This window comes from Pseudomonas sp. S8 (genome assembly GCF_050473925.1).
Lineage (GTDB): Bacteria > Pseudomonadota > Gammaproteobacteria > Pseudomonadales > Pseudomonadaceae > Aquipseudomonas > Aquipseudomonas parakoreensis.
Genome location: NZ_JBFDVZ010000016.1, coordinates 2,539,849 through 2,564,602, shown reverse-complemented (window position 1 = coordinate 2,564,602; position 24,754 = coordinate 2,539,849). Strand labels below are relative to the sequence as shown.

Genomic DNA, 24,754 nt, shown 5'->3' with positions numbered 1-24,754 from the left:
AGCCTGCGGCAGCTCCTACAGGGGAGTAACCGCGGCCATCAAATCCCGGCAGATCAGTCGAGCAGCGAAATCGCCGTTGGCGCGTCGTTGCCGACCAGCGCCAGGTCTTCGAATTCGTTGACGGCGTTGATCTCGGTCCCCATGGAGATGTTGGTCACACGCTCCAGGATGATTTCGACGATCACCGGCACTTTGAACTCTTCGATCAGCTCTTCGGCCTTGCGCAGGGCAGGGGCGATGTCCGCCGGTTCGAACACACGCAGCGCTTTACAGCCCAGGCCTTCGGCGACGGCGACGTGGTCGACACCGTAACCGTTGAGTTCCGGCGCGTTCAGGTTATCGAAGGACAGCTGCACGCAGTAGTCCATTTCGAACCCGCGCTGGGCCTGACGGATCAGGCCCAGGTACGAGTTGTTCACCACGACGTGGATGTAAGGCAGTTTGAACTGAGCGCCGACCGCCAGCTCCTCGATCATGAACTGGAAGTCATAGTCCCCCGACAGGGCCACGACTTTACGGTTCGGATCGGCCTTGACCACGCCCAGCGCTGCCGGAATGGTCCAGCCCAACGGCCCGGCCTGGCCGCAGTTGATCCAGTGACGCGGCTTGTAGACGTGCAGGAACTGCGCGCCGGCAATCTGCGACAGACCAATGGTGCTGACGTAGCAGGTGTCTTTGCCGAACACCTGGTTCATTTCTTCGTAAACGCGTTGCGGCTTGACCGGCACGTTGTCGAAGTGGGTCTTGCGCTGCAGGCTGGCCTTGCGCTGCTGGCAATCCTGCAGCCAGGCACTGCGGTTTTTCAGCTTGCCGGCGGCTTGCCATTCGCGGGCGACTTCGATGAACACGGTCAGCGCCGCAGCGGCGTCGGAAACGATGCCCAGGTCCGGGGTGAACACGCGGCCGATCTGCGTGCCTTCGATGTCGACGTGAATGAACTTGCGACCTTCGGTGTAGACGTCGACCGAACCGGTGTGACGGTTGGCCCAACGGTTACCGATGCCCAGCACCACATCGGATTTGAGCATCGTGGCGTTGCCGTAACGGTGCGACGTCTGCAGACCAACCATGCCGACCATCAGCGGGTGATCGTCAGGAATGGTGCCCCAGCCCATCAGGGTCGGGATCACCGGAATACCGGTCAGCTCGGCGAACTCCACCAGCAAATCGCTGGCGTCGGCGTTGATGATGCCGCCACCGGCTACCAGCAATGGACGCTCGGCCTGATCCAGCAGCGCCAGCGCCTTTTCGACCTGAACGCGGCTCGCGGTCGGTTTGGCCAGCGGCAGTGGCTGGTAGGCGTCGATGTCGAATTCGATTTCAGCCATCTGCACGTCGAACGGCAGGTCGATCAGCACCGGGCCTGGACGGCCGGAGCGCATTTCGTAGAAGGCTTTCTGGAACGCGTAAGGCACCTGGCCCGGCTCCAGAACGGTGGTCGCCCACTTGGTGACGGGCTTGACGATGCTGGTGATATCGACCGCCTGGAAGTCTTCCTTGTGCATACGGGCGCGGGGTGCCTGGCCGGTGATGCAGAGGATCGGAATCGAGTCGGCCGAGGCGCTGTAGAGCCCGGTGACCATGTCGGTACCGGCCGGGCCGGACGTACCGATGCACACGCCGATGTTGCCGGCCTTGGTGCGGGTGTACCCCTCGGCCATGTGCGACGCGCCTTCGACGTGGCGAGCGAGGACGTGATCGATGCCACCGACTTTTTTCAGTGCGGAGTACAGCGGGTTGATCGCTGCACCCGGAATGCCAAAAGCGGTATCAACCCCTTCACGGCGCATCACCAGAACGGCGGCTTCGATTGCTCTCATTTTGCTCATGGTTTTGTGCCTCTTTACGTTTTGTAATTGTATACAAGTGGCTTTGCGCAGAGTGTATTCACGGCGGACGGCGCAGGTCAATCCATTTTCTCAAGCGCCTGTTTCATTCGTCGCAAGCCCGGTTCTGCTGTGGCTTTTCGTCGCATGTGGCGCTTTTCGAGAATTATTGTATACAAAAAAATAATTCATTGTGTTCTATTTGTGGCATCGGGCTGCGGCACAACCGCGCAGCTCCACGACTTTCCCAATAACAAAATGAGGACGGCACCATGAGCGCTTTAACCTTGAAAGTCGCAGTCAACCTGGTCGAACAGGCCATCACTACCGGGCGCGGGATCAACGCCGCGCCGCTGACCATCGCGGTACTCGACACCGGCGGCCACCTGATCGCCCTGCAACGCGAAGACGGCGCCAGCCTGCTGCGCCCGAACATCGCCATCGGCAAAGCCTGGGGCGCCATCGCCCTGGGCAAGGGCTCACGCCTGCTGGCGCTGGACGCGCAACAACGCCCGGCGTTCATCGCCGCGCTCAACAGCATGGGCCAGGGCAGCGTCGTCCCGGCTCCGGGCGGGGTGTTGATTCGTGATCAGGCGGGGAATGTACTGGGCGCGATCGGGATCAGCGGCGATCTGTCGGATATTGATGAGCAGGTGGCGATCAAAGCGGTGGAGGCACTGGATTTGCGGGCGGATGCGGGGGTGGCGGCTTGATCTTAAGCGGCTGATCGAAAGTCATCGCTGGCAAGCCCGCTCCCACAAGGTTTTGTATTGGGCAACGATTTGTGATCGACACAAAGCTCTGTGGGAGCTGGCTTGCCAGCGATGGCGGCCTGTCTGACACATCAAGAAAAAAGACCACACCAATCAAACAGATCATTGAGGTCTAGCCTTCTGATGAGCTCATCATGAAGGGGCAATGGATTGCCTGATCTTCCCGCTTCACATCGTCTGCGAACCGGCCGCTATGCCGAGCCCAATCGCATCTATCTACTGACAACCAATACACTTGATCGCGAGCCGATCTTTGCTGACTTCGCTTTGGGCAGATTGGTCGTTCGTCGATTTCGGCGGGCACAAGAGCTTGGATTGGCAAAGTCACTGGCGTGGGTGGTCATGCCGGATCATTTTCATTGGCTCGTTGTGCTGGAAAACTGTTCGCTCAGAAGGCTGATGGGTGAAACCAAGTCGCTGATAACCAGAGAAGTGAATTTATCCATCGGCCGTAGCGGGCCGCTTTGGCAGCAGGGTTTTCATGACCGTGCATTGAGGCGGGAAGATGATCTGGTGAAGATGGCGCGCTATGTGGTGGCCAATCCATTGCGGGCAGGATTGGTGGAAAGGCTAGGTGATTATCCGCTGTGGGATGCTATCTGGGTTTGAATTGGTACCGAGCTGCCGCCATCGCTGGCAAGCCAGCTCCCACAGGTTCTTGTGTTGAACACAAACGTTGCGAACGAAACAGATCCTTGTGGGAGCTGGCTTGCCAGCGATAGGGGCACCGCGGTCTATCAGTCCGGCTCGCACCCCTTCAACACCAACCGGATAATTGTCTGCGCCGCCGCCTCGTAATCCGCCTCGTCCAGCTTGTCCTTGCCGGTAACTGCAGAGATCTGCCAGTCGAAGTCGGCGTAGGTCTGGGTCGCGGCCCAGATGCTGAACATCAGGTGGTTGGGGTCGAGCGGGGCGATCTGGCCGCGGTCGATCCAGCTCTGGATGCAGTCGATGTTGTGCTTGGCCTGGCTGTTGAGCTGCTCGACCAGGTCGGCGCTCAGGTGCGGGGCGCCGTGCATGATTTCGCTGGCGAACACCTTGGAGGCGAAGGGCAGGTCGCGGGAGATGCGGATCTTCGAGCGGATGTAGCCGCTGAGCACTTCGCTCGGCACGCCGTCCGGGTTGAACGGGGTCGAGGCCTGCAGGATCGGCACGATGATGCTTTCCAGGACCTCGCGGTAGAGGTTTTCCTTGGACTTGAAGTAGTAGTAGACGTTGGGCTTGGGCAATCCTGCCTTGGCGGCGATGTCGCTGGTTTTGGTCGCAGCGAAGCCCTTGTCGGCAAATTCCTCACTGGCGGCACGCAGGATCAGTTCTTTGTTGCGCTCGCGGATTGTGCTCATAAACCCGGTGGTTCCTTGCCTGTTCTGGCGGTTGCGCATGGTAGCACCGGCCTCGCGCATGGCTCAAGAATGCCCCGTGTGGCCCGCAGTCGCGGTATGCTGCGCGGCATTATTCACATAAGGAAACACGATTCATGGCAGGAAGCAGTTTGCTGGTGCTGATCGACGATATTGCCACCGTTCTGGATGACGTGGCGTTGATGAGCAAAATGGCCGCGAAGAAGACCGCCGGGGTACTCGGCGATGATCTGGCGCTCAATGCCCAGCAAGTCTCCGGGGTTCGCGCCGAGCGGGAAATTCCCGTGGTCTGGGCAGTGGCCAAGGGCTCGTTCGTCAACAAACTGATTCTGGTGCCGTCGGCGCTGGCGATCAGCGCATTTGTGCCGTGGCTGGTGACGCCGCTGTTGATGGTCGGCGGCGCGTACCTGTGTTTTGAAGGTTTCGAGAAACTCGCGCACAAGTTCCTGCACAGCAAGGCCGAAGATGATGCCAACCACGCGCAACTGAGCGCGGCGGTGGCCGAGCCGACCACCGATCTGGTGGCCTACGAGAAGGACAAGATCAAAGGCGCAATCCGCACCGACTTTATCCTCTCGGCGGAAATCATCGCCATCACCCTCGGCACCGTGGCCGACGCTTCACTGACTCAGCAAGTGATCGTGATGTCGGGCATCGCCATCGTCATGACTGTGGGCGTTTATGGTCTGGTGGCCGGCATCGTCAAGCTCGACGACCTGGGCCTGTGGCTGACCCGGAAATCGGGTGCAGCAGCAAAAAACATTGGCAACGCGATCCTGCGCGCCGCGCCGTACATGATGAAAGGCCTGTCGGTGATCGGCACGGCGGCGATGTTCCTGGTCGGTGGCGGCATCCTCACCCACGGTATTCCGGTGGTGCATCACTGGATTGAAAGTGTCGGTGCAGCGGCTGGCAGTGCCGGGTTTGCCGTGCCTGTGTTGCTCAATGGCGTAGCGGGGATTATCGCGGGCGCGGCAGTGCTGGCGGTGGTTTCGATCGTCGGCAAAATCTGGCGCGCGATCAAAGGCTGAACACAACAACCCTGTGGGAGCGGGCTTGCCCGCGAATGCGGTGTGCCAGTCGAAGTATATGCTGACTGATTCACCGCATTCGCGAGCAAGCTCGCTCCCACAGTTTGATCCTGGTTGTGCCATGAAAAAGGGCCATTCGACTCGCATCGAATGGCCCTTTTTCGTTGCCGCTGAAGTTACTCGGCAATCTGCAGCTTGCGCGACTCGGTGTAGACGTAGCGCACTTTCTCGTACTCGAACGGCGAGTTCATCTGGCCGTAGCGGAAGTTGGTCTGGTAGCGCTTGTCGACTGCACGCAGGGCCCAGATTTCCGGGTGGTTTTCGCTGACTTTCGACACGTTCAGGTAGTTGATCGCCGATTCGGCGGTGTAGTCCACGGCCAGGCCGGCGGTGTCGCGGATGTTCGACGGGCCGAGAATCGGCAACACGAAGTAGGCGCCGCCCGGTACGCCGTAGAAACCCAGGGTCTGACCGAAGTCTTCGCTCTGGCGCGGCAGGCCCATGGCGGTCGCCGGGTCCCACAGGCCGGCAATGCCGATGGTGGTGTTGAGCAACAGGCGCGCGGTGGTTTCCATCGAACGCTTGCCCTTGAACTGCAGCAGGCTGTTGACCAGGTTTGGCACGTCGCCGAGGTTGTTGAAGAAGTTGCTCACTCCGGTGCGCAGGAAGCTTGGCGTCACGTAGCGATAACCGTCGACCACCGGCAGGAACACCCATTGGTCGAAGCGGTAATTGAAGTGGTAGACGCGGCGGTTCCATGACTCAAGCGGGTCATAGACGTTGAGCGCGTTGAGTGTCGAGCGTTCGAACTCACGCTGGTCCAGCCCCGGGTTGAACTTGAGTTTGGACAGCGGCTCCTTGAAGCCGTCACTGTCGACCACCACTGGCGCGTTGGCTTTGCTGTTGTCGGCCTGGGCCACGCCTGCACTGAGGAGCGCTGCAATCAGCAGGAGATATTTAGCCACGGAAGAACTCCAGCATGGCGTCGCTGTTGACGCGGTAGTTAAGGTTGCCGCAATGGCCGCCCAGTGGGTAAACAGTCAGGCGATCGCCGAAGGTCTTGCGCAGGAAACCCAGGTCGCCAGGGCCGAGGATCACGTCGTCAGCGTTGTGCATGACGGCGATTTTCGGGCTGTCGTGCAGGTAATCCTTGAGCGCGTACAGGCTGACCTGGTCGATCAATTGCAGCAGGCTGCCGCCGTCGGTACGGGCGCGCCACATCGGGATCACCTGTTCGGTCAGGTAGCAGTCGAAGTCGCATTGCAGCGCACGCTTGAGAAACGGCGTGAGGCTGGTGCCTTCGGTGATCGGGAATTTCGGCGGGGTGATCAGGCCACGACGGTTGATCAGGTCGGAGGTGAAGGCAATGTCGGCGGCCGAGAAACGGAACGAGGTGCCGATCAGCATCGCCATCTGTTCGTTGGTCAGGTGCTGTTTGGACTGCTGGAAGTCGTAGAGCAGGGCGTCGTTGAGGTCGATATAGCCTTTCTGCTGGAAGTAGCGGGTCAGCTTGTTCAGCACCAGTTCATAGAAAGTGGTGCTGTTGTTGATGCCCTTCACCTCGGTCTGCACCAGCTTGTCGAGGTTGCTGATGGACGTGTAGAGGTTGACCGGCGGGTTGAGCAGCAGGACTTTCTTGAAGTTGAAACTGCGTCGGGTCTCGTCCAGGTGGGCGACGAACGCGGCATCCAGCGCGCCAAGGCTGTAGCCGCTGAGGTAGTACTCGGTGACCGGCAGTTTCGGATGTTGCGCGCGCACGGCCTGCATCACCCGGTACATGTCTTCGGCGTCTTCCTTGGTGATGCCTGGGGTGGCGAAGCGTGAAGCGGCGCTGATGAAGTCAAAGCTGGTGGGCGACGACAACTGCACGACGTTGTAGCCGGCCTTGTAATAAAGCTTTTTCAGGTATTCATTGAGCGAACTGTCATAACGCGCACCGGTGCCGGCGATCAGGAAGATCAGCGGCGCCGGTTTGTCCTGCTCGGCGATACGGTAGGTGAGTTTTTTCACCGGCCAGAAGTTGTCCGGGAGGATGAAGGCCCGTTCCGGGCGCAGGGTGATGCTGTGGTCGGACTGATTGATCTCGTCGTTCGACGGCAATTCCGGACGCAGGTCCGGTGGCGTGGTGGCGATGGTCGCCTCGAACGGGTTGGTCAGGGGATAGCCATAACTGGCGGCATCAATATCCACCGCCAGTGCGGACGCACTCAGAATAAGGCCGCTGAAGAGCGCGGCGAAGCGCAAGGAACGGAGCATGACTGGATCCCTTAAAGGAAGGTGCCGAATGAAGTTCGCAGGCTATGACCACCGGGCTTGCGCCAAAGTGCCATGCCTCGGCACCAAACAGGCAGAATTCGGAGTAATAGTAGCTGGACGATACACTCTGCAAGGCGCGGATGACCAGTTAACAGTTGTTAGTGCTTGCCAATGCGTGCGGGCAGATTAAGCTGGCCGCCGATTTCGTTGATTGGAGAGATTCATGTCCCGCCGCTTGCCCGTGATTCTGCTGCTCGTGCTGTTGCCGCTGTGGCTGGCCGCCAGTTATGGCGCGCGTTATGGCTTCATGGAGGATGGGCAGTGGGTCGGCATCTGCGTCGATGAGGCGAGCCGCTGGGAATGCACGGTGCGCTCGAACCTGGGGCTGATGATTCACTTCAAGGTGTTGGGCTGGACCGCGCTGGGTGCGGCGCTGCTGGGTTTTGTGCTGCCGGGGCGGGCAGGGTGGTGGCTGGCGGTGCTGGCGCTGGTGTTCGGGTTGCCGGCGCTGGCGTTGTACAACACGACGCTGGCGGTGTTTGCGGTGGTGATTGCCGGATTGCGGTTGGTCCGGGCATCCCGCAGCGCCTGACAGAAAAAGATCGCAGCCTTCGGCAGCTCCTACAAGGGGCAGTGAACCCTGTAGGAGCTGCCGAAGGCTGCGATCTTTTGATCTTGCTGCTAATCAGCGACTGCGAACCCGCAGACAGCGCCACAACGCTGCCACCATTAACCCGCTGACTAGCGCCCAGCCCCACGCCTGCTGATTCAACAAGCCTTCCTCATACAATTGCGGCGCAATGCCGGCGCCGATGATAAAGGTCAGCAGGGCGATTTCCCGGCGTGGAACTTTGACCGGGCGGCACACATACACCAGCGCCGGCAGAATGAACGCCATGCTGGCAAAGCTGCGATAACGCGCATCGAAGACCATCTCCAGCATCATTACCGCTGCCGCAAAACCGGCCACGGCAACCAGCCATCCGGCGCGGCGTTCCAGCAGACTGAACGCGCGTTCACGCCAACCCTGGCGGGCGCTCAGGCTCAGCGCGGCATGTGCCAGCACCAACAGATTCAACGCCGTCAGCAAGCCGACCCACAGCCATTCGCTGGCAAACCGCGTGGTTACTCGCGCCAGATCGCCCCAGGCGCCGATCGAGCAGGCGGCCAGCGCACCGAGCAGCGGCAGGATCAATGCCGATCGGGTAGTGCGCACCCGGCCGCCGAGCAGCAGTGTGCCGAGGAAAATCAGGCCGCCGACGCCCAGCCATGCCTTCCAGTAGGGCACATTGGTCACCGGCCCGGCGAGCACGCCCTTGTCCTGACGATCGGCGTCGAACAGGCCCCAGTAACCGCCGACCGCACCTTCGCTGCCACGCTTCCATGGCTGGTCGAAGGCTTCGATCAGGTTGTAATGCCAGCCTTCCTTCTCGGCCATCGCGACAAAACCACGAATGAACTTGGCCTCGTTGACCCGGCTTGGCAGAGCGGTTTCGCGCTGGCGACCTTCGCTGGGCCAGCCAGTCTCGCCGATCATCACGTCTTTGGGCGCGAATTTGTTGCCGAACACCTGGCGTACATCCGCCACATGTTGCAGGGCGACGTCGATGTTCGACGGATCATCTTCCCAGTACGGCAGCAAGTGAATGGTCAGAAAATCCACCGCCGGCGCGACTTCCGGGTGCTTGAGCCAGAACTCCCAGACATCGGCATAGGTCACCGGTTGCTTGACCTGGCTTTTGACCTTGTTGATCAGCTTCGCCAGTTGCGCGCCGGTGACTTCCTTGCGCAGCAACGCTTCGTTGCCGACGATCACCGCGCTGACCACATCCGGGTTGGCGTTGGCCGAGGCAATCAGCAGGTCGACTTCCTTTTCAGTGTCCACCGGGTTGCTGTTGACCCAGGCGCCGATCAACAGCTTCAAACCGTGCTTGCGCGCCAGTTCCGGCAGGGCTTCGAGGCCGGTCATTGAGTAGGTGCGGATGCATTCGAAACGCGTCGCCAGCAGGGCGAGGTCGGCGTCCATACGCTCCGGACGCAGTTTGAACGGCACGTCGAACGGCGACTGATCCTTGTCGAACGGCGTGTAGGAGGCGCATTGCAATTTGTGCGTTGGGGTTGCGGCATCCGGCAGAATCACCGGTTTGCCGAGGCCGTACCAGAAGCCACCGAGGGCCAACAGGCCGAGCAGGCAAGCAAAGAGATAAGGAACGAGCGGGAAGCGGGAGGTCGCGGACATGGTCAGGCCGAGTGGCTGCAAAGCGACGCATGTTACCTGCATTTATCCGCGGGTTGGTGGCCTGCATGATTTGCACATGCAAAGTTCGGGCGGATTGTCTGGCGCCAATTATTCAGAGGTGATTAATGGCCTTCTGATGTCGTTTCTCGGTGTATTGAGGTCGCTGACAGAGCAGGTCGCTCTGGGCGTCAGGCCGATGATCGAAAGCGTCAGTACTCCACTGATGGTCGGTCGAGTTTGCAGTCAGGCGTGATGGGGGCGCTGTGCACCATAACAATACGTTGACGATGCCCGGCATCCGTCGGGCGCAGCATTTCGGGGAAGTAAACGATGAAGATGCGACGACTTTTAGGCGCAGGTGCCGCTCTGGTGCTTGCGATGAGTTCCACATTCGCCAGCGCTGAAAAACAGACCCTGAACATCGGTTACGTTGACGGCTGGTCCGACAGCGTCGCGACCACCCACGTGGCGGCCGAGGTGATCAAGCAGAAACTCGGCTACGACGTGAAGCTGCAAGCCGTCGCCACCGGGATCATGTGGCAGGGCGTGGCCACCGGCAAACTCGATGCGATGCTCTCGGCCTGGCTGCCGGTGACCCATGGCGAATACTGGGCGAAGAACAAGGATCTGGTCGTCGATTACGGCCCGAACTTCAAGGATGCGAAAATCGGCCTGATCGTGCCGGAGTACGTCAAGGCGAAATCGATCGAAGACCTCAAGACCGATGACAGCTTCAAGAACCGCATCGTCGGCATCGACGCCGGCTCGGGCGTGATGCTCAAGACCGATCAGGCGATCAAGGATTACGGTCTGGACAAATACACCCTCAAGGCCAGTTCCGGCGCCGGCATGATTGCCGAGCTGACCCGTGCCGAGAAGAAGAACGAATCGATTGCCGTCACCGGTTGGGTGCCGCACTGGATGTTCGCCAAGTGGAAACTGCGCTTCCTTGACGACCCGAAAGGCGTGTATGGCGCGGCTGAAACCGTAAACAGCATCGGTAGCAAAGAACTGGCTACCAAGGCACCGGAAGTGGCCAAGTTCCTGAAAAACTTCCAGTGGGCGTCGAAAGACGAGATCGGCGAAGTCATGCTGGCCATCCAGGACGGCGCCAAGCCTGACGCGGCGGCCAAGGATTGGGTCGCCAAGCACCCGGACCGCGTGGCTGACTGGACCAAATAAAAGTACCAACAACGCCTGACCCCTGTGGGAGCGAGCTTGCTCGCGAAAGCGGTGTAACAGTTGACAGAAATGTTGGCTGACACGACGCCTTCGCGAGCAAGCTCGCTCCCACATTTGTTTCCAGCGACAAGTCCCGTCTTACAGGGTTTACGGCTGTTTCAAAGCCTCTTTCCAATTCTTTCGGCTAATTAGCGTCCGAAAATTGGCGAAAACGTCATGTCGTTCTAATACTAAGGTCGTCTGGAAGCCGTTCCGCAGCCGCATACAGTGGATACGTTCCAACAATAATCTGTGCTGCGAGGATAAAAACAATGAACGACAGCATTTACCTCTCGATTCAAAACAGCCCGCGCTTCAAGGAGCTGGTGAGAAAAAGAGAAAAATTCGCCTGGATACTCTCGGCGATCATGCTCGGGCTGTATTCCGGATTCATCCTGTTGATTGCTTACGGGCCGCAAGTGCTCGGAGCGAAACTCAGTCCCGGGTCTTCGATTACCTGGGGCATTCCGATCGGTGTCGGGCTGATTGTCTCGGCCTTCGTCCTGACCGGTATCTACGTGCGACGCGCCAATGGCGAGTTTGACGACCTGAACAATGCGATTCTCAAGGAGGCTCAGCAATGATCCGGCGTCTACTGGCTCTTTTGAGCATCGCAGCATTCGCTCCGGCTGTCTGGGCCGCTGACGCCTTGACCGGCGAAGTCCACAAACAACCGCTCAACGTTTCCGCGATCGCCATGTTCGTGGTGTTCGTCGGTGCGACCTTGTGCATCACCTACTGGGCGTCCAAGCGCAACAAGTCGGCCGCTGACTACTATGCGGCGGGCGGCAAGATCACCGGTTTCCAGAATGGTCTGGCGATTGCCGGCGACTATATGTCGGCGGCGTCCTTCCTGGGGATTTCCGCGCTGGTGTTCACCTCTGGCTACGATGGCCTGATCTACTCGATCGGCTTCCTGGTGGGCTGGCCGATCATTCTGTTCCTGATCGCCGAGCGTCTGCGTAACCTGGGTAAATACACCTTTGCCGACGTGGCGTCCTACCGCCTCGGGCAAACCCAGATCCGCACGCTGTCTGCCTGCGGTTCGCTGGTGGTGGTGGCGTTCTACCTGATCGCGCAAATGGTCGGTGCCGGCAAGCTGATCCAGCTGCTGTTCGGCCTCGACTACTACGTGGCGGTGATTCTGGTCGGTATCCTGATGTGCCTCTACGTGCTGTTCGGCGGCATGCTGGCGACCACGTGGGTGCAGATCATCAAGGCGGTGCTGTTGCTGTCCGGTGCTTCGTTCATGGCGCTGATGGTGATGAAACACGTCAACTTCGACTTCAACATGCTGTTCTCCGAGTCGATCAAGGTTCACCCCAAAGGTGAGGCGATCATGAGCCCCGGCGGTCTGGTGAAAGACCCGATTTCGGCGTTCTCCCTGGGCCTGGCACTGATGTTTGGTACTGCTGGTCTGCCACACATCCTGATGCGCTTCTTCACCGTGAGTGACGCGAAAGAAGCGCGCAAGAGCGTGCTGTATGCCACCGGCTTCATTGGCTACTTCTACATCCTGACCTTCATCATCGGCTTCGGCGCGATCCTGCTGGTCAGCACCAACCCGGCCTTCAAGGATGCAGCGGGCGCTCTGCTCGGCGGCAACAACATGGCGGCGGTGCACCTGGCTGACGCAGTGGGTGGCAGTATCTTCCTCGGCTTCATCTCGGCGGTGGCGTTCGCGACCATTCTGGCGGTGGTGGCCGGTCTGACTCTGGCCGGTGCTTCGGCGGTGTCGCACGACCTGTATGCCAGTGTGATCAAGAAGGGCAAGGCCAACGACAAGGATGAGATTCGCGTGTCGAAGATCACCACCATCGCCCTGGGTGTGCTGGCGATTGGTCTGGGCATCCTGTTCGAAAGCCAGAACATCGCGTTCATGGTCGGCCTGGCGTTCTCGATTGCAGCGAGCTGCAACTTCCCGGTGCTGTTGCTTTCGATGTACTGGAAGAAGCTGACGACCCGCGGCGCGATGGTCGGTGGCTGGTTGGGGCTGGTGAGTGCGGTGGGTCTGATGATCCTCGGCCCGACCATCTGGGTGCAGATTCTGCATCACGAGAAGGCGATCTTCCCTTACGAGTACCCGGCGTTGTTTTCGATGATCATTGCGTTCATCGGTATCTGGTTCTTCTCGATCACCGACAAGTCGGCGGCGGCCGAGAACGAGCGGGCGCTGTTCTTCCCGCAGTTTGTGCGTTCGCAGACGGGGTTGGGGGCGAGTGGGGCGGTTTCGCACTAAGATCTGGTTACATGGTTTGAGTGGAATGCCCTGGTTGAGAGATCGGGGCATTTTCTTTTTGTGGGCGGTTATCGGACTTGGGCCTTCGTGGTTGGTGTTTATGAGTACATATCCGTTGCTGCGGTAACGGCTGCTTAGGGTTCTGCCCTTACGGCGGGTCACTTTGGCAAAAGCCCCAAAGTAACCAAAGGGCTTTACCCTGACGTTCGGCCCTCGCTCAGGCTCGGGTTCCTTCGCTGCGGGATTCATCCGGGGGGGGCAGCGCCTACGGTTTGCTTCGCTGCACCTCCTCTCGCTGTGTTTGGCTGCGCCAAACGGTCGCTGCGCTCCCACCCCCAGATAAATCCCTCCACTCAGCCTGCCGACGGGCCCTCAGATCAAAAGCTTTACTCGAGCTAACGCTCATCGTGTTGAGTGGGGCGGCTTCGCCGCATGAGGTGTGCACGAATTAAATTGTGGGAGCTGGCTTGCCAGCGAGGCGGCCTGACAGCCGACCAAATTTTTAACTGAATACACCCAATCCCCTGTAGGAACTGCCGAAGGCTGTGATCTTTTGTTTGGCTGTGGCTGTGGCTGTGGCTTTTGATGTGGCTTTTGATCTTCAGCCCCTTCGGCAGGCCGAGCGTAGGTGTCCATAAGGGGGGTTAGGCGCGCAGCGCCGTGCGGCGAAGCCGCATACATCGAAAGGAGGTGCAGCGAAGCAAACCGTAGGTGATGCCCCCGGATGGGCACCGTAGCGAGGGAACGCTGAGCCTAAGCGAAGTGCCGTACGCCGGGGCAAAGCCTTTTGGGTTACCTTTTCGGCGTCTGGAAAAGGTGACTCGCTGTAAGAGCGAAACCGCCAGCGGCAACACCCGCAGCAACGGATATGCCCACAAATGCCCAAAAGCCAGTCGGCCCCCAGGCCGCTGCGACCCCACAAACAAAAAACGGCCTCTATATAAATAGAGGCCGTTCCCGATACAACTTCAAGACGTTATCGCAAGACAAGCCTTATTTGCGGTCTTCCAGCTTGGTGATATCACGCGACTCATAGCCAGTGTACAACTGGCGCGGACGGCCAATCTTGTACGGGCTGGAGAGCATTTCTTTCCAGTGCGAAATCCAGCCCACAGTACGCGCCAGAGCGAAGATCACGGTGAACATGCTGGTTGGAATGCCGATCGCCTTGAGGATGATCCCCGAGTAGAAGTCGACGTTCGGGTACAGCGAGCGCTCGATGAAGTACGGGTCGGTCAGTGCGATCTCTTCCAGGCGCATGGCCAGTTCGAGTTGCGGATCGTTGTTGATGCCCAGTTCTTTCAGCACTTCGTCGCAGGTCTGCTTCATCACAGTCGCGCGAGGGTCGCGGTTCTTGTAGACGCGGTGACCGAAGCCCATCAGCTTGAACGGATCGTTCTTGTCCTTGGCCTTGGCGATGAACTTGTCGATGTTGGACACATCGCCAATCTCGTCAAGCATGGTCAGAACGGCTTCGTTCGCACCGCCGTGGGCAGGGCCCCACAGTGCGGCGATGCCGGCGGCGATACAAGCGAACGGGTTGGCACCCGAAGAGCCAGCCAGGCGCACGGTGGAGGTCGATGCGTTCTGCTCGTGGTCGGCGTGGAGGATGAAGATCCGGTCCATGGCCTTGGCGAGTACCGGGCTGATCGGTTTGATCTCGCACGGGGTGTTGAACATCATGTGCAGGAAGTTTTCCGCGTACGTCAGGTCGTTGCGCGGGTACATCATGGGTTGGCCCATGGAGTACTTGTAAACCATCGCTGCCAGGGTCGGCATCTTGGCAACCAGACGGATCGCGGAGATTTCGCGATGCTGCGGGTTATTGATGTCCAGGGAGTCGTGGTAGAAGGCCGAAAGGGCGCCGACTACGCCGCACATGACGGCCATCGGGTGGGCGTCGCGACGGAAGCCGTTGAAGAAGGTTTTCAGCTGCTCGTGAACCATGGTGTGGTTTTTCACGGTGCTGACGAACTGGGCCTTCTGTTCTGCGGTCGGCAGTTCGCCGTTGAGCAGCAGGTAGCAGGTTTCCAGGTAGTCCGACTTTTCAGCCAGCTGTTCGATCGGGTAGCCGCGGTGCAACAGAATGCCGTTGTCGCCGTCGATATAGGTGATCTTCGATTCGCACGAGGCGGTCGACATGAAACCCGGGTCGAAAGTGAAGCGGCCCGTGGCCGTCAGGCCCCGAACATCGATTACATCGGGACCAACGGTGCCGGTTAAAATGGGCAGCTCGACGGGGGCTGCGCCCTCGATGATCAACTGCGCTTTTTTGTCAGCCATGTGGCCTCCTATTTATGCTTGAACCATCAGACAGACCCCCCACGCAGGGCCCGCACCACTATAGTGAGATAAATTCGAATGTCAATTTGCCTAAAGTCTTGCTCCAGAAGGCTTTAAGCGCACTTTTTCCTCGAAATTGACTGCCATTTACGCCTTTTATACGACTTGTGCAATCAGCTATTTGGGGTAGGTGATTGCGTTGTCATTAGTAGCCTAACTGTCTATACTCGGCCACCGACCGCCAAGGGCTTTTGGGCTTGCTTTCATTGGGGGTCGCATCCCTGGGTGGTGGTTACCTGACCAGTGCACTCCCCAACAACTTTGCCCTGATTGTTAGGGGCTCTTCAGTGTGAAAAAAAAGCCGTGAAAAGCCAACGACCTGTAAACCTAGACCTAAGGACCATCAAACTCCCAGTCACTGCTTACACGTCCATTCTTCACCGTATCTCCGGTGTCATCCTCTTCGTGTGCCTTGCCATCATGCTTTACGCATTGGACAAGTCGCTGAGCTCCGAGGAAGGCTTCGGTCAGGTGAAAGCGTGTCTGACCAGTCCGCTAGCCAAGCTAGTGATTTGGGGCATCCTGTCCGCTCTGCTGTATCACTTGGTAGCCGGTGTGCGCCATTTGATCATGGACATGGGCATCGGTGAGACGCTGGAAGGCGGCAAGCTGGGCTCGAAAATCGTTATCGCCGTTTCCGTGGTGGTAATCGTTCTGGCAGGAGTCTGGATATGGTAACTAACGTCACGAACCTCTCGCGTTCGGGCCTCTATGACTGGATGGCGCAACGTGTGTCGGCGGTCGTTCTCGCGGCTTACTTCATCTTTCTGATCGGATACGTCGTGGCCCACCCAGGCCTCGAGTACGCCCAGTGGCATGAACTGTTCGCCCACAACGGGATGCGTATTTTCAGCCTCCTGGCCCTTGTTGCTCTCGGCGCTCACGCCTGGGTCGGCATGTGGACCATCGCGACTGACTACCTGACGCCAATGGCGTTCGGCAAGTCCGCGACGGCTATACGTTTCCTTTTCCAGGCAGTATGCGGCGTCGCGATGTTCGCTTACTTCGTCTGGGGTGTGCAGATTCTCTGGGGTATCTGAGTCATGGCTAACATTCCAACGATTTCTTTCGACGCCATCATTATTGGTGGTGGCGGTGCTGGCATGCGCGCTGCGCTGCAGCTGGCACAGGGCGGTCACAAGACTGCGGTGATCACCAAGGTTTTCCCGACCCGTTCGCACACTGTATCCGCCCAGGGCGGCATCACCTGCGCGATCGCGTCCGCTGACCCGAACGATGACTGGCGCTGGCACATGTACGATACCGTCAAGGGTTCCGACTACATCGGTGACCAAGACGCTATCGAATACATGTGTCAGGAAGGCCCGGCTGCCGTTTTCGAACTGGACCACATGGGTCTGCCGTTCTCGCGTACCGAGCAAGGTCGTATCTACCAGCGTCCGTTCGGTGGTCAGTCCAAGGACTACGGTAAAGGTGGTCAGGCTGCCCGTACCTGCGCAGCGTCCGACCGTACCGGTCACGCACTGCTGCACACCCTTTATCAGGGCAACCTGAAAGCCGGCACCACGTTCCTGAACGAGTACTACGCTGTCGACCTGGTGAAAAACCAGGAAGGCGAGTTCGTCGGTGTGATCGCGATCTGCATCGAAACCGGCGAAACTTCGTACATCCGTGCCAAGGCCACCGTACTGGCCACTGGCGGTGCCGGTCGTATCTACGCCTCCACCACCAATGCCCTGATCAACACCGGTGACGGCGTTGGCATGGCGCTGCGTGCTGGCGTACCGGTACAAGACATCGAAATGTGGCAGTTCCACCCGACCGGCATCGCCGGCGCCGGTGTACTGGTTACAGAAGGCTGCCGTGGTGAAGGTGGTTACCTGATCAACAAGCACGGCGAGCGTTTCATGGAGCGTTATGCTCCGAACGCGAAAGACCTGGCTGGTCGTGACGTGGTTGCCCGTTCGATGGTTAAAGAAATCATCGCCGGCAACGGTTGCGGTCCGAATGGCGACCACGTAATGCTCAAACTCGACCACCTGGGCGAGGAAGTGCTGCACAGCCGTCTGCCAGGCATCTGCGAACTGTCGAAGACTTTCGCACACGTTGACCCGGTGGTTGCGCCGGTTCCGGTTGTTCCGACCTGCCACTACATGATGGGCGGCGTTGCCACCAACATTCATGGTCAGGCGATCACCCAGAACGCCGAAGGCGTGGACCAGATCATTCCTGGCCTGTTCGCCGTAGGTGAAGTGGCTTGCGTATCGGTACACGGTGCCAACCGTCTGGGCGGCAACTCGCTGCTCGACCTGGTGGTATTCGGCCGCGCTGCCGGCCTGCACCTGGAGAAGGCGCTGACCGACGGCATCGAATACGACGACGCTACCGAAGCCGACATCGAAGCAGCCCTGTCGCGTCTGAACGCGCTGAACGGCCGTACCGATGGCGAAGACGTGGCAACCCTGCGTCGCGAGCTGCAAAGCTGCATGCAGAACTACTTCGGCGTATTCCGTACTGGCGAATACATGCAGAAGGGTATCGCTCAGCTGGCCGATCTGCGCAAGCGCATCGCCAATGTGAAGATCAACGATAAGTCGCAAGCGTTCAACACTGCGCGTATCGAAGCTCTGGAACTGCAAAACCTGCTGGAAGTGGCTGAAGCTACCGCCATCGCGGCCGAAGTACGTAAAGAGTCCCGCGGCGCTCACGCCCGTGAAGACTTCGAAGACCGTGACGACGAAAACTGGCTGTGCCACACCCTGTACTTCCCGGGTGAGAAACGCGTCGCCAAGCGTGCCGTAAACTTCTCGCCGAAGACTGTTCCGACTTTCGAACCTAAAGTCCGGACTTATTAAGGGTGATCGCCATGTTGCAAGTCAGTGTTTATCGCTACAACCCTGATCAGGACGCTGCGCCGTTCATGCAGGAATTCCAGGTTGATACCGGTGGTAAAGACCTGATGGTGCTGGATGTGCTGGCCCTGATCAAAGAGCAGGACGAGGGTTTCTCCTATCGTCGCTCTTGCCGTGAAGGTGTCTGCGGCTCCGACGGCATGAACATCAACGGCAAGAACGGTCTGGCGTGCATCACGCCGCTGTCCGCTGTCGTAAAAGGCAACAAGTTGATCGTTCGTCCGCTGCCAGGTTTGCCGGTTATCCGTGACCTGGTTGTCGATATGAGCATCTTCTACAAGCAATACGAGAAGGTTAAGCCTTACCTGCAGAACGACACGCCGGCTCCAGCCATCGAGCGTCTGCAGTCCCCTGAAGAGCGTGAAAAGCTCGACGGTCTGTACGAGTGCATCCTGTGCGCCTGCTGCTCGACCTCGTGCCCGTCCTTCTGGTGGAACCCGGACAAGTTCCTGGGTCCAGCTGCCCTGCTGCAAGCGTACCGCTTCCTGGCAGACAGCCGTGACACCAAGACGTCCGAGCGTCTGGCTTCGCTCGATGACCCGTTCAGCGTTTTCCGCTGCCGGGGCATCATGAACTGCGTCAACGTATGTCCGAAAGGCCTGAACCCGACTAAGGCCATCGGTCACATCCGTAACATGCTGCTTTCGAGCGGCGTGTGATTCAGCTGCTGTAACCGTAGAACCGCTGTAACGAAGAGGCTGTGGCGCGGGCTTCAACCCGCGTCATGGCTATAACCAGAGCAGTAGCCACAAGCTGCCGCTCTTATTTTGAAGAAATGAGACAAGCAGGGGCATCCGGGCTGGTACCCGGACTATCAGCGTGATCCTAAGTGGCTTGTTTTGGTCGCTGCATTCGGACTTCTGCAAGTTTGCTCGGTATTGACGCCGATGGTGTTCCCCTAACCGAGGGTGACCAAGCATGCAAGAAAGCGTGATGCAGCGCATGTGGAACAGCGCCTACCTTTCAGGTGGAAACGCTGCCTATGTGGAAGAGCTTTATGAGCTCTACCTGCACGACCCTAACGCTGTGCCAGAAGAGTGGCGCACCTACTTTCAGAAGCTGCCTGCCGACGGCAGCTCTGCCACTGATGTTTCGCACTCCACAATTCGCGATCATTTCGTGCTGCTGGCAAAGAACCAGCGCCGCGCTCAACCGGTTTCCGCCGGGAGCGTGAGCAGTGAGCACGAGAAGAAGCAAGTTGAAGTGCTGCGATTGATCCAGGCCTACCGTATGCGTGGCCACCAGGCAGCCCAGCTTGACCCGCTGGGGCTGTGGCAGCGTCCTGCACCTGCAGACCTGTCGATCAATCATTACGGCTTGACCAATGCCGATCTTGATACGACCTTCCGTGCCGGCGACCTGTTCATCGGCAAAGAGGAAGCGAGCCTACGCGAAATTCACGAAGCGTTGCAGCAGACATATTGCCGCACCATCGGCGCTGAATTTACGCACATCACCGATTCCGAGCAGCGCCAGTGGTTCCAGCAGCGTCTGGAAAGCGTGCGCGGTCGTCCGACGTACTCCGCCGACATCAAGAGCCACCTGCTTGAGCGCGTGACGGCCGGTGAAGGCCTGGAAAAATACCTGGGCACCAAATACCCGGGCACCAAGCGTTTCGGTCTGGAAGGCGGCGAAAGCCTGATTCCGATGCTCGACGAACTGATCCAGCGTTCCGGTTCCTACGGCACCAAGGAAGTCGTCATCGGCATGGCCCACCGTGGCCGTCTGAACGTGCTGGTCAACACCTTCGGCAAGAACCCGCGCGAGCTGTTCGACGAGTTCGAAGGCAAGAAGAAGGTCGAGCTGGGTTCCGGTGACGTTAAATACCACCAGGGCTTCTCGTCCAACGTGATGACCGCCGGCGGTGAAGTTCACCTGGCCATGGCGTTCAACCCGTCCCACTTGGAAATCGTTTCCCCGGTGGTAGAAGGTTCGGTTCGCGCCCGTCAGGATCGTCGTAACGACCCGACCGGTGAGAAGGTTCTGCCGATCTCCATCCACGGTGACGCTGCGTTCGCAGGTCAGGGCGTGGTCATGGAAACCTTCCAGATGTCGCAGACCCGCGGTTTCAAGACCGGCGGTACCGTGCACATCGTGATCAACAACCAGGTCGGTTTCACCATCAGCAACCCGCTGGACTCGCGTTCCACCGAGTACGCCACCGACGTTGCGAAGATGATCCAGGCGCCGATCCTCCATGTGAATGGTGATGATCCGGAAGCCGTGCTGTTCGTGACTCAGCTGGCCATCGACTATCGCATGCAGTTCAAGCGCGACGTGGTGATCGACCTGGTCTGCTACCGTCGTCGCGGCCACAACGAGGCCGACGAGCCAAGCGGCACCCAGCCGCTGATGTATCAGCAGATCACCAAGCAGCGCACCACCCGTGAGCTGTACGCTGATCGTCTGACTCAGGCCGGTGTGCTCGACGCAGAGCGTGTACAGGCGAAAGTCGACGAGTATCGCAACGCGCTGGACAACGGTCTGCACGTGGTGAAATCGCTGGTCAAAGAGCCGAACAAAGAGCTGTTCGTGGACTGGCGTCCGTACCTGGGCCACGCCTGGACTGCGCGTCACGACACGCGTTTCGACCTGAAGACCCTGCAGGAACTGTCCGCCAAGCTGCTGGAAATTCCGGAAGGCTTCGTGGTTCAGCGTCAGGTTGCGAAGATCTACGAAGACCGTCAGAAGATGCAAGCCGGCGGCCTGCCGATCAACTGGGGTTACGCCGAAACCATGGCGTACGCGACCCTGGCGTTCGAAGGTCACCCGATCCGCATGACCGGTCAGGACATCGGCCGCGGTACGTTCTCGCACCGTCACGCTGTGCTGCACAACCAGAAAGACGCCGGCACCTACATTCCGCTGAAGCACCTGTACGAAGGTCAGCCACGCTTTGACCTGTACGACTCGTTCCTGTCGGAAGAAGCGGTACTGGCCTTCGAATACGGCTACTCGACCACCACGCCAAACGCGCTGGTGATCTGGGAAGCCCAGTTCGGCGACTTCGCCAACGGTGCACAGGTTGTTATCGACCAGTTCATCACCAGCGGCGAACACAAGTGGGGCCGTCTCTGCGGTCTGACCATGCTGTTGCCGCACGGCTACGAAGGTCAGGGTCCTGAGCACAGCTCGGCACGTCTTGAGCGTTACCTGCAACTGTGCGCCGAGCACAACATTCAGGTGTGCATGCCGACCACCCCGGCGCAGATCTACCACTTGCTGCGCCGTCAGGTGATTCGCCCGCTGCGCAAGCCATTGGTCGTTCTGACTCCAAAGTCGTTGCTGCGCCACAAACTGGCCATCTCGACCCTGGAAGATCTGGCCGAAGGTTCGTTCCAGACCGTGATCCCGGAAATCGACACCCTGGACCCGAAAAAGGTCGAGCGTGTTGTTCTGTGTAGCGGCAAGGTCTACTACGACCTGCTGGAAAAACGTCGTGCCGAAGGCCGTGACGATATCGCCATCGTGCGTATCGAGCAGCTGTATCCATTCCCTGAGGACGACTTGAAAGAAGTCCTGGCGCCTTACACCAACGCCAAAGCGGCGGTCTGGTGTCAGGAAGAGCCAATGAACCAGGGCGCCTGGTACTGCAGCCAGCACCACCTGCGTCGCAGCATCGCTAACCTCAACAAATCTCTCGTACTCGAGTACGCGGGCCGTGAGGCTTCTGCTGCACCTGCATGTGGTTACGCATCGATGCACGCCGAGCAGCAGGAAAAACTGCTGCAAGACGCGTTTACCGTTTAACGCCTTCGCGCACCTGAAACCGAATTTAAGGAACCACAGATAATGGCTATCGAGATCAAAGCCCCCACTTTCCCGGAATCGGTTGCCGATGGCACCGTTGCCACCTGGCACAAACAACCGGGCGATGCCGTCAAACGTGACGAACTGATCGTCGACATCGAAACCGACAAAGTCGTACTGGAAGTGCTGGCTACCGCCGACGGCGTGCTGGGCGCAATCGTCAAGAACGAAGGCGACACCGTTCTGTCCGACGAAGTCCTGGGCTCCATCGTTGAAGGCGGTGCTGCTGCCGCTGCCCCAGCCGCCGCTGCTGCTCCGGCCGCTGCTGCCGCTGCCCCGGCTGCTGCCGAAGGCGAAGACGATCCTGTTGCTGCTCCGGCTGCGCGCAAGCTGGCTGAAGAAAACGGCATCAACATCGCTTCCGTTGCCGGCACCGGCAAAGGCGGTCGTGTGACCAAGGAAGACGTGGTGGCTGCTGTTGCCGCGAAGAAAGCCGCTCCGGCTGCCGCTCCTGCGAAAGCTGCTGCTCCGGCCGCTGCTGCCCCGGTATTCGCTGCCGGTGACCGCGTTGAAAAACGTGTGCCGATGACCCGTCTGCGTGCCAAGGTTGCCGAGCGTCTGGTTGAAGCCCAGTCGAACATGGCGATGCTGACCACGTTCAACGAAGTCGACATGACCGAAGTCATGGCCCTGCGTTCGAAGTACAAGGACCTGTTCGAGAAGTCCCACAACGGCGTACGCCTGGGCTTCATGTCGTTCTTCGTCAAGGCGGCCACCGAAGCGCTGAAACGCTTCCCGGCGGTCAACGCTTCGATCGACGGCGCGGACATCGTCTACCACGGCTACGCCGACATCGGTGTTGCCGTTTCCAGCGACCGTGGTCTGGTTGTTCCGGTTCTGCGTAACGCCGAGCTGATGAGCCTGGCTGAAATCGAAGGCGGCATCGCCACGTTCGGCAAAAAAGCCCGTGACGGCAAACTGTCGATGGAAGAGATGACCGGTGGTACCTTCACCATCACCAACGGTGGTACCTTCGGCTCGATGATGTCGACTCCGATCGTCAACCCGCCGCAGGCAGCGATTCTGGGCATGCACAACATCATCCAGCGTCCTATGGCCATCAACGGTCAGGTCGTGATCCGTCCGATGATGTACCTGGCACTGTCCTACGATCACCGTCTGATCGATGGCAAAGAAGCTGTAACCTTCCTGGTGACCATCAAGAACCTGCTGGAAGATCCGGCTCGTCTGTTGCTGGATATCTGATAGAAGCAGCCATGCGCTGTGGGTGGCGTACCGTCGGCAACGGCGGTACGGCCCGCAGCGCGCGGCTTGAAGCTTTTCGCTAAAGAGGATTTTTTGAATGTCGCAGAAATTTGACGTAGTAGTGATCGGTGCCGGCCCTGGCGGCTATGTTGCTGCCATCAAGGCCGCGCAGCTGGGTCTCACCACTGCCTGCATCGAGAAGTACACCGACGCTGAAGGCAAACAGGCCCTCGGCGGCACTTGCCTGAACGTCGGCTGCATTCCGTCCAAGGCGCTGCTGGACAGCTCCTGGAAGTACAAGGAAGCCAAAGAGAGCTTCAACGTTCACGGTATCTCGACCGGCGAAGTCAAAATGGACGTCGCTGCGATGGTTGGCCGCAAGGCTGGCATCGTCAAGAACCTGACTGGCGGCGTTGCCACCCTGTTCAAGGCCAACGGCGTGACTTCGATCCAGGGCCACGGCAAGCTGCTGGCTGGCAAGAAGGTCGAAGTCACCAAGCCGGACGGTTCGGTTGAAGTCATCGAAGCCGAAAACGTCATCCTGGCTCCAGGTTCGCGTCCGATCGACATTCCGCCGGCTCCGGTCGATCAGAAAGTCATCGTCGATTCGACGGGCGCTCTGGAATTCCAATCCGTACCTAAACGTCTGGGCGTGATCGGCGCTGGCGTGATCGGTCTGGAACTGGGTTCGGTGTGGTCGCGTCTGGGTGCAGAAGTGACTGTCCTCGAAGCACTGGACACCTTCCTGATGGCAGCGGACACCGCTGTTTCCAAGGAAGCGCTGAAAACCCTGACCAAGCAAGGTCTGGACATCAAGCTGGGCGCTCGCGTGACCGGTTCGAAAGTGAACGGCGACGAAGTCGTTGTTAACTACACCGATGCCAACGGCGAACAGACCATCACTTTCGACAAGCTGATCGTAGCCGTTGGTCGCCGTCCGGTGACCACTGATCTGCTGGCTGCCGACAGCGGCGTGACCCTGGACGAGCGCGGTTTCGTGCACGTTGACGATCACTGCGCCACCACCGTACCGGGCGTCTACGCCATCGGTGACGTGGTGCGCGGCATGATGCTGGCGCACAAGGCCTCGGAAGAGGGCATCATGGTTGTCGAGCGCATCAAGGGCCACAAAGCCCAGATGAACTATGACCTGATCCCATCGGTTATTTATACTCACCCGGAAATCGCGTGGGTTGGCAAAACCGAGCAGGCCTTGAAAGCCGAAGGCGTTGAAGTTAACGTCGGCACCTTCCCGTTCGCCGCTTCCGGCCGTGCCATGGCCGCCAACGATACCGGTGGTTTCGTCAAGGTCATCGCTGATGCCAAGACTGACCGCGTATTGGGCGTGCACGTGATTGGCCCGAGCGCTGCAGAACTGGTTCAGCAGGGCGCGATCGGTATGGAATTCGGCACCAGCGCTGAAGACCTGGGCATGATGGTTTTCTCCCATCCGACCCTGTCTGAAGCCTTGCACGAAGCTGCTCTGGCAGTGAATGGCGGCGCCATCCACATTGCCAACCGCAAGAAGCGTTAAGACACACAATAAGAAACCACGGCGGTAACGGCCCGTCGTGAG

General features: G+C 59.2%; 20 protein-coding genes. 14 read left to right on the top strand and 6 right to left on the bottom strand.

The window, feature by feature from the left end:
- Nucleotides 1-53 precede the first annotated feature (53 nt).
- Nucleotides 54-1,829, bottom strand: coding sequence for a glyoxylate carboligase (gcl, locus tag AB1J88_RS12640; protein ID WP_041072901.1), 1,776 nt, complete (start codon nucleotides 1,827-1,829; stop codon nucleotides 54-56).
- 269 nt (nucleotides 1,830-2,098) lie between these two features.
- Here gcl and AB1J88_RS12635 point away from each other — a divergent pair, with 269 nt between their 5' ends.
- The gene (locus tag AB1J88_RS12635) at nucleotides 2,099-2,539 is read left to right on the top strand and encodes a GlcG/HbpS family heme-binding protein (RefSeq protein WP_430291197.1); all 441 of its coding nucleotides are present in this window, start codon (nucleotides 2,099-2,101) and stop codon (nucleotides 2,537-2,539) included.
- A 210-nt stretch (nucleotides 2,540-2,749) separates the two neighbouring features.
- A complete protein-coding gene (locus AB1J88_RS12630; protein WP_041072899.1) occupies nucleotides 2,750-3,208 on the top strand; it encodes an REP-associated tyrosine transposase in 459 nt (152 codons plus the stop codon).
- Nucleotides 3,209-3,336: 128 nt separating this feature from the next.
- Here AB1J88_RS12630 and AB1J88_RS12625 read toward each other — a convergent pair whose 3' ends face one another.
- The gene (locus AB1J88_RS12625; protein ID WP_047292618.1) at nucleotides 3,337-3,942 is read right to left on the bottom strand and encodes a TetR/AcrR family transcriptional regulator; all 606 of its coding nucleotides are present in this window, start codon (nucleotides 3,940-3,942) and stop codon (nucleotides 3,337-3,339) included.
- Nucleotides 3,943-4,076: 134 nt separating this feature from the next.
- Between AB1J88_RS12625 and AB1J88_RS12620 the strand changes: the two genes are divergently transcribed.
- On the top strand, nucleotides 4,077-4,991 hold the full coding sequence (locus AB1J88_RS12620; protein ID WP_430291196.1) for a DUF808 domain-containing protein: 915 nt from the start codon (nucleotides 4,077-4,079) through the stop codon (nucleotides 4,989-4,991).
- 176 nt (nucleotides 4,992-5,167) lie between these two features.
- Here AB1J88_RS12620 and AB1J88_RS12615 read toward each other — a convergent pair whose 3' ends face one another.
- Both AB1J88_RS12615 and AB1J88_RS12610 read right to left on the bottom strand, forming a co-directional pair.
- Nucleotides 5,168-5,956: an MlaA family lipoprotein gene (locus AB1J88_RS12615; protein ID WP_041072896.1), complete on the bottom strand. Its 789-nt coding sequence runs from the start codon at nucleotides 5,954-5,956 to the stop codon at nucleotides 5,168-5,170.
- Nucleotides 5,949-7,247, bottom strand: coding sequence for a serine/threonine protein kinase (locus tag AB1J88_RS12610; RefSeq protein WP_041072894.1), 1,299 nt, complete (start codon nucleotides 7,245-7,247; stop codon nucleotides 5,949-5,951). Before AB1J88_RS12610 ends, AB1J88_RS12615 begins: the two co-directional genes overlap by 8 nt.
- A 223-nt stretch (nucleotides 7,248-7,470) precedes the next feature.
- On the opposite strand from AB1J88_RS12610, the gene AB1J88_RS12605 reads away from it, so the two are divergent.
- Nucleotides 7,471-7,839, top strand: a complete 369-nt coding sequence (locus AB1J88_RS12605; RefSeq protein ID WP_041072892.1) for a hypothetical protein — start codon at nucleotides 7,471-7,473, stop codon at nucleotides 7,837-7,839.
- 93 nt (nucleotides 7,840-7,932) lie between these two features.
- Here AB1J88_RS12605 and AB1J88_RS12600 read toward each other — a convergent pair whose 3' ends face one another.
- Nucleotides 7,933-9,528, bottom strand: a complete 1,596-nt coding sequence (locus tag AB1J88_RS12600; protein WP_430291195.1) for a beta (1-6) glucans synthase — start codon at nucleotides 9,526-9,528, stop codon at nucleotides 7,933-7,935.
- Between the two features lie 288 nt (nucleotides 9,529-9,816).
- On the opposite strand from AB1J88_RS12600, the gene AB1J88_RS12595 reads away from it, so the two are divergent.
- From AB1J88_RS12595 to AB1J88_RS12585, 3 genes are all read left to right on the top strand, one after another.
- Nucleotides 9,817-10,668 carry a glycine betaine ABC transporter substrate-binding protein gene (locus AB1J88_RS12595; RefSeq protein ID WP_047292628.1) on the top strand — a complete coding sequence of 284 codons (852 nt, stop codon included), beginning with the start codon at nucleotides 9,817-9,819 and terminating at the stop codon, nucleotides 10,666-10,668.
- Between the two features lie 311 nt (nucleotides 10,669-10,979).
- On the top strand, nucleotides 10,980-11,291 hold the full coding sequence (locus AB1J88_RS12590) for a DUF485 domain-containing protein (RefSeq protein ID WP_041072887.1): 312 nt from the start codon (nucleotides 10,980-10,982) through the stop codon (nucleotides 11,289-11,291).
- Nucleotides 11,288-12,946: a cation acetate symporter gene (locus AB1J88_RS12585; protein WP_430291194.1), complete on the top strand. Its 1,659-nt coding sequence runs from the start codon at nucleotides 11,288-11,290 to the stop codon at nucleotides 12,944-12,946. Before AB1J88_RS12590 ends, AB1J88_RS12585 begins: the two co-directional genes overlap by 4 nt.
- A 993-nt stretch (nucleotides 12,947-13,939) precedes the next feature.
- On the opposite strand, the gene gltA is transcribed toward AB1J88_RS12585, so the two are convergent.
- Nucleotides 13,940-15,229, bottom strand: a complete 1,290-nt coding sequence (gene gltA / locus AB1J88_RS12580; RefSeq protein WP_003222994.1) for a citrate synthase — start codon at nucleotides 15,227-15,229, stop codon at nucleotides 13,940-13,942.
- Between the two features lie 363 nt (nucleotides 15,230-15,592).
- On the opposite strand from gltA, the gene sdhC reads away from it, so the two are divergent.
- From sdhC to lpdA, 7 genes are all read left to right on the top strand, one after another.
- Nucleotides 15,593-15,967: a succinate dehydrogenase, cytochrome b556 subunit gene (sdhC, locus tag AB1J88_RS12575; protein WP_016773673.1), complete on the top strand. Its 375-nt coding sequence runs from the start codon at nucleotides 15,593-15,595 to the stop codon at nucleotides 15,965-15,967.
- Nucleotides 15,961-16,329, top strand: coding sequence for a succinate dehydrogenase, hydrophobic membrane anchor protein (gene sdhD / locus AB1J88_RS12570; RefSeq protein ID WP_003222999.1), 369 nt, complete (start codon nucleotides 15,961-15,963; stop codon nucleotides 16,327-16,329). The genes sdhC and sdhD overlap by 7 nt, the downstream gene beginning before the upstream one ends.
- A gap of 3 nt (nucleotides 16,330-16,332) precedes the next feature.
- Complete coding sequence (gene sdhA, locus AB1J88_RS12565; RefSeq protein ID WP_007962857.1) at nucleotides 16,333-18,105, top strand: succinate dehydrogenase flavoprotein subunit; 1,773 nt, start codon at nucleotides 16,333-16,335, stop codon at nucleotides 18,103-18,105.
- 11 nt (nucleotides 18,106-18,116) lie between these two features.
- Nucleotides 18,117-18,821: a succinate dehydrogenase iron-sulfur subunit gene (locus AB1J88_RS12560; RefSeq protein WP_003223007.1), complete on the top strand. Its 705-nt coding sequence runs from the start codon at nucleotides 18,117-18,119 to the stop codon at nucleotides 18,819-18,821.
- 259 nt (nucleotides 18,822-19,080) lie between these two features.
- Nucleotides 19,081-21,912, top strand: coding sequence for a 2-oxoglutarate dehydrogenase E1 component (locus AB1J88_RS12555; RefSeq protein WP_430291193.1), 2,832 nt, complete (start codon nucleotides 19,081-19,083; stop codon nucleotides 21,910-21,912).
- A 42-nt stretch (nucleotides 21,913-21,954) separates the two neighbouring features.
- Nucleotides 21,955-23,178, top strand: coding sequence for a 2-oxoglutarate dehydrogenase complex dihydrolipoyllysine-residue succinyltransferase (gene odhB, locus AB1J88_RS12550; RefSeq protein WP_041074387.1), 1,224 nt, complete (start codon nucleotides 21,955-21,957; stop codon nucleotides 23,176-23,178).
- 97 nt (nucleotides 23,179-23,275) lie between these two features.
- On the top strand, nucleotides 23,276-24,712 hold the full coding sequence (gene lpdA / locus AB1J88_RS12545; RefSeq protein WP_003223013.1) for a dihydrolipoyl dehydrogenase: 1,437 nt from the start codon (nucleotides 23,276-23,278) through the stop codon (nucleotides 24,710-24,712).
- Nucleotides 24,713-24,754: the final 42 nt, after the last annotated feature.